This is a genomic window from Actinoplanes sp. NPDC051633 (genome assembly GCF_040681735.1).
Lineage (GTDB): Bacteria > Actinomycetota > Actinomycetes > Mycobacteriales > Micromonosporaceae > Actinoplanes.
In genome coordinates this window covers 1-2,357 of sequence record NZ_JBFAZH010001183.1, presented here as the reverse complement: position 1 = coordinate 2,357, position 2,357 = coordinate 1, and the positions used below count along the sequence as shown (strand labels likewise).

Sequence of the window (2,357 nt, the reverse complement as noted above, 5' to 3'; positions counted from 1 at the left end):
GGGTTCGGCGACTCCTCCGAGCTGCGCTGCCCGGAGTATCGAGAGCCGGCCTGGCTGACCTGGGCGCCGGCGCCCGGCGACTGGCGCGACCTCTACCTGCCGCTGCCCCGTCTGCGCAGCGAGATGATCGCCCGCGTGTGGTCGCCGCGCGTCCCGGCGACCGGCGTCGTGGTCGCGCACGACGGCCCCGACTACGACAGGTTCGGCGGGCTGGGCCGCTACACCGCCGCGATGATCGGCGCCGGCCGCGTGCCGCCGTACCACCTGGTCCTGCTGCCGCCGGGCGAGCGCCTCGAGTGGTATTCGGCGAGCCCGGACTATGCCCGGTCGCTGGCCGACGACGTGCTGCCCAAGGTCACCGCCGAGCTCGGCGCGTCCGATCGGGTCGTCGGCGTCGGCGCCAGTCTCGGCGGCCTGGCGATGCTGCACGCCCAGCGCCGGCACCCGGAACGCTTCGCCGCGCTGTTCCTGCAGTCGGCCAGCCTCTTCCAGCCGCGCTTCGACCGCCAGGAGTCCGGCTTCCGGCGGTACCTTCGGATCGTCCGGTTCACCGGGCGGGTCCGCCGCCGTGCCGACGGTCCTGCCGTGCCGATCGCCATTACTTGTGGTGCGGTGGAGGAGAACCTGGCGAACAACGCCGACATGGCGGCCGTGCTGCGCGGGCACGGCTACGACGTGACCTTCGCGGAGGTGCCCGACGCGCACACCTGGACCGGATGGCGCGACACCCTCGACCCGTACCTGACCGCGCTTGTGAAAGAAGTGTTCTGACCGTGTGCTGACCCGGGAGGCGACCGTGGCCGACGTCGAGCATCTCATCGGATTGTTGCTGGGCACTGAGGACGACTGGCCGCGGGCGTACGAGGCCCTGCTGCGGAGGGTGGGGGTGGTGAAGGACGACGCCGGGCGGACCCACGACGTCAGAAGCGTCCGGGTCACCATCGAGCCGTTCAACCTGCGCTCGAAGCCCCGACACGAGCTGGTGATCGACCGGCTCGCGTACTGGTACTACCACCCGCGCGAGTGGCTCAAGAAGGCCGCGCTGATGGACGACGTGTACCTGCTGAACAGCCCGTTCACGTTCCAGTCGATGGAGAAGCACGCGGCGTACTGCGCGATGATCCGGCTCGGCCTCAAGGTGCCCGAGACGGTGCTGGTGCCGTACAAGAACCCGCTGGACAACTCGCGGTGGGCGTACACGTCCAAGCGCTACAACCGGTCCTTCGACCTCGACGAGCTGGCCGCGTCGGTGGGCTACCCGATGTTCATGAAGCCCTACGACGGCGGCGCCTGGGTCGGCGTCTCCAAGATCCGGAACGCGGACGAGCTGCACGCCGCCTACGACGCCTCCGGCGAGCGGCTGATGCACCTGCAGGCGTCGGTCGAGAACTACGACGTGTTCGCCCGCTCGCTGACCATCGGGCCGGAGACCATGGTGATGAAGTTCCGGCCCGAGCTGCCGATGTTCGACCGGTACGCGGTCGAGCACGACTTCCTCAGTCCGGAGACCGGCGACGAGGTGATCACCATCTCGCGGCTGATCAACGCGTTCTTCCGGTGGGAGTTCAACTCCTGCGAGTCGCTGATCCGCGGCGACGAGGTGTACCCGATCGACTACGCCAACGCCTGCCCCGACGTGGCCATCACCTCGCTGCACTACTACTTCCCGTGGGCGATGTCGGCGCTGCTGCGGTGGACGGTGTTCTGCGTGGTCACCGGCCGCAAGCCCCGGCTGGACATGAACTCGGCCGACTACTTCGCGATCGGCGACCGTGACGACCTCTCGTACGCGGAGAAGCTGGCCGGCTACCGCAAGCTCGCCGACGACTACTTCGACGTCGAGCGCTACCACGAGTTCTGCGCCCGGCACCTGTCGCACGTCGACGAGATGGTCTACGAGTGGGTGCGGTCGCCGGAGTTCCGGACGCTGCTCGACGAGACGGTCCGCAGCACGTACCCGGCGCACGAGCACGACCGGTTCCTCGGCCACTTCGGCGGCCTGATCGACGCCTGGATCCGGGACAATGCGTAGGGAGCTGTCCTTCGCGTACGGGCTCTACCGGCGGCGGCTGGAGTTCGCCTGGTACGGGCACGTGCGGCGGGACCCGATGTCGCGGCTGCACCTGCGGTACGGGCGCGACGACCCCTACGCGATCTACGACGACGTGCGGCGGCAGGGGACGCTGCTGCCCACCCGGCTCGGGAACTTCGTCACCGGAAGCCATCGCGTGTGCAACCTCGTGCTGCGGGACCGGCGGTTCGGCGTACGCAACCACCAGGCCAACACCGCGCCCGAGGCCGACATGTCCTTCCTGGACCGCGACCCGCCCGACCACACCCGGCTGCGCCGCCTGGCG

General features: G+C 69.5%; 2 protein-coding genes and 1 pseudogene. All 3 read left to right on the top strand.

Features of this window, described 5'->3' with window-relative positions; all coding sequences use genetic code 11:
• The coding region (locus AB0M20_RS38730; protein WP_364305940.1) for an alpha/beta hydrolase-fold protein at positions 1-771 on the top strand (771 nt) is incomplete at its 5' end.
• Positions 772-775: 4 nt separating this feature from the next.
• Positions 776-2,032 carry a hypothetical protein gene (locus AB0M20_RS38725; protein ID WP_364305938.1) on the top strand — a complete coding sequence of 419 codons (1,257 nt, stop codon included), beginning with the start codon at positions 776-778 and terminating at the stop codon, positions 2,030-2,032.
• Positions 2,025-2,357: pseudogene (locus AB0M20_RS38720) on the top strand (cytochrome P450); the annotation flags it as partial. The gene AB0M20_RS38725 and the pseudogene AB0M20_RS38720, both read left to right, overlap by 8 nt.